5 protein-coding genes and 1 pseudogene are annotated in these 5,847 nt (G+C 64.6%); 3 read left to right on the top strand and 3 right to left on the bottom strand.

Features of this window, described 5'->3' with window-relative positions; genetic code table 11:
* Nucleotides 1-367 (top strand): annotated as a pseudogene (locus EOA60_RS15610) (metallophosphatase); the annotation flags it as partial.
* Nucleotides 368-374: 7 nt separating this feature from the next.
* Here the strand turns inward: EOA60_RS15610 and EOA60_RS15605 are convergent.
* The 3 genes from EOA60_RS15605 to EOA60_RS15595 are packed head-to-tail and all read right to left on the bottom strand — an operon-like array spanning nucleotide 375 to nucleotide 4,984.
* Nucleotides 375-1,310: a DmsC/YnfH family molybdoenzyme membrane anchor subunit gene (locus EOA60_RS15605; RefSeq protein WP_095824208.1), complete on the bottom strand. Its 936-nt coding sequence runs from the start codon at nucleotides 1,308-1,310 to the stop codon at nucleotides 375-377.
* Nucleotides 1,311-1,322: 12 nt separating this feature from the next.
* Nucleotides 1,323-2,057: a 4Fe-4S dicluster domain-containing protein gene (locus tag EOA60_RS15600; RefSeq protein ID WP_095824207.1), complete on the bottom strand. Its 735-nt coding sequence runs from the start codon at nucleotides 2,055-2,057 to the stop codon at nucleotides 1,323-1,325.
* Nucleotides 2,054-4,984 carry a molybdopterin oxidoreductase family protein gene (locus EOA60_RS15595; RefSeq protein ID WP_095824206.1) on the bottom strand — a complete coding sequence of 977 codons (2,931 nt, stop codon included), beginning with the start codon at nucleotides 4,982-4,984 and terminating at the stop codon, nucleotides 2,054-2,056. Before EOA60_RS15595 ends, EOA60_RS15600 begins: the two co-directional genes overlap by 4 nt.
* A 77-nt stretch (nucleotides 4,985-5,061) precedes the next feature.
* Between EOA60_RS15595 and EOA60_RS37620 the strand changes: the two genes are divergently transcribed.
* A complete protein-coding gene (locus EOA60_RS37620) occupies nucleotides 5,062-5,208 on the top strand; it encodes a hypothetical protein (protein ID WP_156751064.1) in 147 nt (48 codons plus the stop codon).
* Nucleotides 5,209-5,262: 54 nt separating this feature from the next.
* Nucleotides 5,263-5,847 (top strand): LysR family transcriptional regulator (locus tag EOA60_RS15590; RefSeq protein WP_164748435.1); only part of this gene is annotated, 585 nt, incomplete at its 3' end.

Raw genomic sequence — 5,847 nt, 5'->3', positions numbered from 1 at the left:
GTTCTGGGTTGCCGGCAACCATGATCCGGATGCTCCCGCCGACCTGCCTGGCGAGACGGTGAGGGAACTCGCGATCGGTTCGCTTGTCTTCCGCCATGAACCATCCAAGCTGCGGGTGGAAGGCGAGATCGCCGGCCATCTGCATCCCTGCGCCCGCATCGTCCAGCGCGGCCGCTCGGTCAGGCGGCGCTGCTTCGCCGGTGACGGTGGCCGCATGATCATGCCGGCCTTCGGCGCCTATACCGGCTCGCTCAACGTGCTCGACCGCGCCTATGCCGGACTGTTCCGCCTGGAAACGCTTGTTGCCTACATGCTGGGTGCGGAGCGCATCTTTGCCATTTCCGGCTCGATGCTGCGGCCGGGCTGAAGCGGCTTCATCTGCCGTAATAGAGCGTGACGGTGTGCTTTGCCTCGGCGAAGAACAGCCAGCGTTCGACCAGCATGCCCGCGAATTGCATAAGCGCTGCAAGCAGTGATGCGGCTGCTGCGAAAGGCCATGGCAGGGCGAAGGCGATCACGAGCAAGATGGCCGGCACGGCGAAGGCCAGCACCTGCGTCATTCGCCTCAGCTTCGCGCTATGTTTGCGCGCAATGCGAAAGCCCATCTCCTTGAGCAGGTAATTTTCTTCGGTGTGCGGCCATTCGATGGACCGCACCGTGCCGCCGGCTAGGCCGGTCGCCGTGTTGGCCGTGGTCGGGATTTCCAGCCTGTCGTTGTAACGCCAGGTCGCAAGCTTCCAGCCCCACCCGGCGAGCGTGGCAAGCAGCGCGCCGGCCAGAACCAAGGTTGATCCGGCCCCGAAGCTTCGCAGCAGGCCGTTGAGCAGCACGCCACCCGTCATTGCCGAGAAGATAAGATAAGCCGGCAAAGTATAGCGGCTGTGCCACTGCGCGATCGGTTTCAGCGAGGCATAGATCATTCCGGTCGTGCAGACTGTCACGACGGCGCCGGCGGCAGCCATCAGGCCAACGATGGCGACCCAACCGCCGCTTTTGCCCATCAGCGCCCAGCCAATGCCGAACAGCCCGGCCGGGATGAAGGTCGCCACCGCGGCGATCCCTTCGCGCGACAGCCAGGAGCTTCGCCATTGCGAGAAGGCGCGCCAGGCGCGTTCAGGTCGGCCGAGATGGCCGGTCGAGGAGAACAGGCCGGCCGCGATCAAGCCAAGCGAAAGCGCCATGCCGAGGAGTCCGAGCCAGAACTCGGGCGCGATCAATCCCAGCCCGCCAAGGACGCCGAGCAGCGCCAGCAGGCCGTAGCCGGCCCCGGTGGCGGTGGTGAAGAAGACGACGGAATAGGCGGGATGCATGGCTGCGCGAATTCAGTTCGAAAGCATGCGGTCGATCCAGCCGAAGAAGCCTCCGTCGGTCCGGATCGGTTCCAGCGCCGGCGCGTCCACCTTCGCCGCGCGCTCGGTGCGGGCACGCGGGGGCAGGTATTTGTTGGTCGGCTTGTAGCCAAGCTCGGGCATCAATTCGACGCCGCCACGCTCTTCTACCAGGTGCGAGATTGCCGAGGCGGGATCGCCCAGATCGCCGAAATGCCGGGCGCTGGTCGGGCAGGCGGCGACACAGGCCGGCACGCGGTCCTCTGTCGCCAGATTGTCGTTGTAGATGCGGTCCACACAAAGCGTGCATTTCTTCATCACGCCGACATCCGTATCGAATTCGCGCGCGCCATAGGGACAGGCCCAGCTGCACAGCTTGCAGCCGATGCACTTGTCCTCGTCGACCAGCACGATGCCGTCGGAGGCGCGCTTGTAGGAGGCGCCGGTCGGACAGACGGTGACGCAGGCTGGCTGCTCGCAATGCAGGCAGGAGCGCGGGAAGTTCACCGTGCGGCCGCCTTGTTCGGTCGTGTGCTCATAGCTATGCACGCGGTTGAACCAGACGCCGTCGACACGCCCGCCATACGGCTCGATGTCGGTCAGCGGCGCCATGTGTCCGCCGGTGTTCCATTCCTTGCAAGCGGTGACGCAGGCCTGGCAGCCGACGCAGGTGTCGAGGTCGATGACGAGGCCGAGCTTCTTCTCGGTTTGGGCGGGAAGGCAGGTCATTCGGCGGCTTCCCTTTTTATGCGGAATCCATCGCCGAAGCGAAGCACATCCGGTGACGGCTCGAAATTTGGCGGCTGCCGCAAGCGCTCGAATTGCGGCTCGGCGAAGCCGGCCTCTTCCGCCGCGCATTTGGCGATACGCACGCGCACGTCGAACCATGCCGCCTGTCCGGTGACGGGGTCGGAGTTCGAATAGCGCTTGTCGTTGACGGTAGCCGCGGTCTGGTCGCCGATGATGTGATTGAGCAAGAAGCCGCGATTGCTCTCTGCGGCGTCGTCCTTCAGCCCCCAGCTGCCGCGCCGCTTGCCGATAGCGTTCCAGGTCCAGACAGTGTCCGGGTTGACGCCGTCGATCAGCTTGATCTGACCCTTCACGCGGCCGTTGATGCTTTCGATCCACACCCAGTCGTCGTCGGCCAGCCCAAGCCTCGCTGCCGTCCGCCGGTGCACGAACAGCCGGTTCTGGCTGGTGATTTGTCTCAGCCACGCATTCTGCGAGCCCCAGGAATGATACATGTGCATCGGCCGCTGCGTCAGCGCATGCAGCGGATATTTCTGGAGATCGACGGCGTCGTCCTCGAAGGACGCGTACCAGAACGGCAGCGGGTCCATATAGGCTTCGATCCGGTCGCGCTCGGCCTCCGGCGGCTGCACCTTGCCATGACCGCGCGCGGCGAGGCGAAAGCGCTGCATCGGCTCCGAATAGAGCTGGAAGATGATCGGATCGGCCTTGGAGATGAATCCCATCTTCACGCCAAAGTCGAGATAGGCGCGGTTGCCCATCTTGTAATAGCGCTGGTCGTCGGCGAACCCGTGGTGCCAGAAACCGCCATTGTCGATGTAGCGCTGCAACTGGTCCGGGTTCACCTCGCCTTTGCCGATCGCGTCGCCGTTCTTACCGCGCCAGCCGGCAAGCGGGCCGATGCCGGGCGTGCGCTCGTGGTTGACGATGTAGTCGGCATAGTCGCGGTATTTCGCCGAACCGTCTTCGTTGGCGAAACCAGGCAGGCCGAGCCGCGCACCGAGCTCGATCAGCACCGACTGGAACGGCCGGACATCCCGGTCCGGCTGCACCACCGGGTGACGGATGGCATCGCCCGGCCCGTCGGCATGGCTGATCGGCCGGTCGAGCAGGCTGATGCAGTCGTGCCGCTCGAGATAGGTCGTGTCGGGCAGCACCAGGTCGGCGAACGGCACCGTCTCGGAATAATAGGCGTCGGAATAAATGATGAAGGGGATCTTGTAGTCGCCTGCCTCGTCCCTGTCGGTGAGCATACGAACCGTCTCGACGGTATTCATCGAGGAGTTCCAGGCCATGTTCGACATGTACATCATCAGCGTGTCGATCGGATAAGGGTCGCCGGCCCAGGCATTGCGGATGACGCTGTGCATCAGGCCGTGGGCGGCCAAGGGCGCTTCCCAGGAATAGGCCTTGTCGATGCGGATCGGTGTGCCGACCTCGTCGACGAGCAGATCGTCGGGCCCTGAGACGAAGCCGAGCGGCATACCCTCCAGCGGCGTCATCGGGCGGACGTTCTTGCCTGCGGGCTTTGGCCCCGGCGGCGCGGAACGCGGATAGGGCGGCTTGAAGCGGAAGCCCCCGGGCACGTCCACCGTGCCGAGCAGAACCTGCAGCAGGTGGATGGCGCGGCAAGTATGAAAGCCGTTGGAATGGGCCGAGATGCCGCGCATGGCATGCATTGAGACCGGCCGGCCCTTCATCGTCTCGTGCCGGCGGCCGGCCCAATCGGTCCAGGCGACCGGCAGCTCGATCGCCTGCTCGAAGGCGATATGCGCCAGCTCCGCCGCGATCCGTCGGATGGTGTCGGCGCCGACCCCGCAGCGCTCCGCTACCGCCTCCGGCGAATGGCTTTCGTCCAGGTATCGGTCGGCGATCAGCTGAAATACCGGCGCGCAGCGGCGGCCATTGACCGTGTAGCTGCCGGTCAGTGCTGGTTTGGCATCCGGATCGGCGGCATTGACGGGCGCCTTCGCCACCCTGTCCCAAGCCAACAGGTTGCCGTGATCATCGCGCATGAACAATCCGTCATCGGCGGAACCGGGCTCCTGTACGACAAGCACCGGCGCGTTGGTGTAGCGCAGCAGATAGTCGAGATCTATGCGGCCGGCCTTGAGCAACTCATGGACGAGCGCCAGCACGAACAGTCCGTCCGTGCCGGGTCGTATGCCGATCCAGTCATCGGCAATCGCGTTGTAGCCGGTGCGGCAAGGGTTGATCGACAGCACCTTGGCGCCGCGCGCCTTGAGCTTGCCGAGGCCGATCTTGATCGGATTGGAATCATGATCCTCGGCGACGCCGAACAGGATGAAGTATTTTGTGTTGTCCCAGTCGGGCTCGCCGAACTCCCAGAACGAGCCGCCGATCGTGTAGAGCCCACCGGCCGCCATGTTGACCGAGCAGAAGCCGCCATGGGCGGCGAAGTTGGGCGTACCGAACTGGCTCGCCCACCAGCCGGTCAGCGACTGCGACTGGTCGCGCCCGGTGAAAAAGGCAAGCTTTCTCGGATCGGTGCGGCGGACCGCCGACAGCCGCTCGGTGGCGATGGTGAGCGCTTCGTCCCATTCGATCTCGCGAAACTCGCCGGAGCCACGAGGCCCTGTGCGCAGCAGCGGCTTCCTCAGCCGCGCCGGGCTGTAATGCTGCATGATGCCGGCGCTGCCCTTGCCGCAGATCACACCCCGGTTCACCGGGTGGTCTTTGTTGCCGTTGATGTAGCGCACCTTGCCGTCCTTGATGTGGACGTCGATGCCGCAGCGGCAGGCGCACATGTAGCAGGTGGTTTTGGCGATGCGGTCGGACACGCTCGGCGAGGTCTCGACGCCGTCGCCTTCGTCAGGCGCCTGGCTGTCGGCCAGCGGCCGCTGCGAGGGCGCGGAGTTTGCGCCGCGTGGTTCAGCTAGGCTCATGATCCGCGAACGCTCTTGCCGCTTGCCATCTTGGCCTTCGTCTTCGGACCGGGCCCGCGCATATAATGCAGCTCAGGATGGTAGCGGTCGCCGGCGAGCTGCCGCTTCAGCTGGCGGCTCCAATGCGCGAAAAGGGATTTGAAGCGCCCGATCATTTCCAACCTTGGCGGCAGAACGGCCAATTTTTTCCAAGCTCGGGTAAAAAGTTAGAACAAAGCGATTGATCTGTCTAACAAGCCGCTCTTGTAATTCCGATCGATTTTCCTTCTTAGTTGGCCATGACCCTCGATCAGCTTCGCATCTTCGTCGCCGTCGCCGAGCATGGCCACATGACCAAGGCGGCCGACCTGCTCGGCATCTCGCAATCGGCCGCCTCTGCCGCCATCCGCGCGCTCGAAAGCCATCATGGCGTGCGGCTGTTCAACCGGGTCGGCCGCAACATCGAGCTCGCGCAGACCGGCCACCGCTTCCTGCCCGAAGCCAAGGCTGTTCTGGAACGGGCAGCGGCTGCCCACGACGTGCTGGAGCATGTTTCCCAGACCATCACCGGCAGCCTGTCGATATCGGCCAGCCAGACCATCGCCAGCTACTGGCTGCCGAGGCGCCTGGCGTCCTTCCACGAGGCCTATCCGGCGGTGCGCCTGAGCGTCACCATCGGCAACACGCGGCAGGTCGAGACCAATGTGCTGGACGGCCGGGCCGATTTCGGGCTGGTCGAGGGCCGCACCGAGTCCGACATATTGCGGCGCGCCACGGTCGATGAGGATCGCCCCATGCTGGTCGTGGCGGGCTCACATCCCGAGCTTCCGACGACGCCGGCTGGAAACCTCGACATCAGGTCGTTGCGCTGGATCATCAGGGAG

The sequence above is a fragment of the Mesorhizobium sp. M1A.F.Ca.IN.020.06.1.1 genome, from assembly GCF_004023265.1.
GTDB lineage: Bacteria > Pseudomonadota > Alphaproteobacteria > Rhizobiales > Rhizobiaceae > Mesorhizobium.
The sequence above is the reverse complement of the archived record's forward strand: the minus strand, read 5'-3'. Positions and strand labels throughout refer to the sequence as shown.

Coding starts and splice junctions, on each gene's coding strand:
- EOA60_RS37620 (WP_156751064.1), top strand. CDS start 5,062: ATGGTAGCGGTCGCCGGCGAGCTGCCGCTTCAGCTGGCGGCTCCAATG.
- EOA60_RS15600 (WP_095824207.1), bottom strand. CDS start 2,057: ATGACCTGCCTTCCCGCCCAAACCGAGAAGAAGCTCGGCCTCGTCATC.
- EOA60_RS15595 (WP_095824206.1), bottom strand. CDS start 4,984: ATGAGCCTAGCTGAACCACGCGGCGCAAACTCCGCGCCCTCGCAGCGG.
- EOA60_RS15605 (WP_095824208.1), bottom strand. CDS start 1,310: ATGCATCCCGCCTATTCCGTCGTCTTCTTCACCACCGCCACCGGGGCC.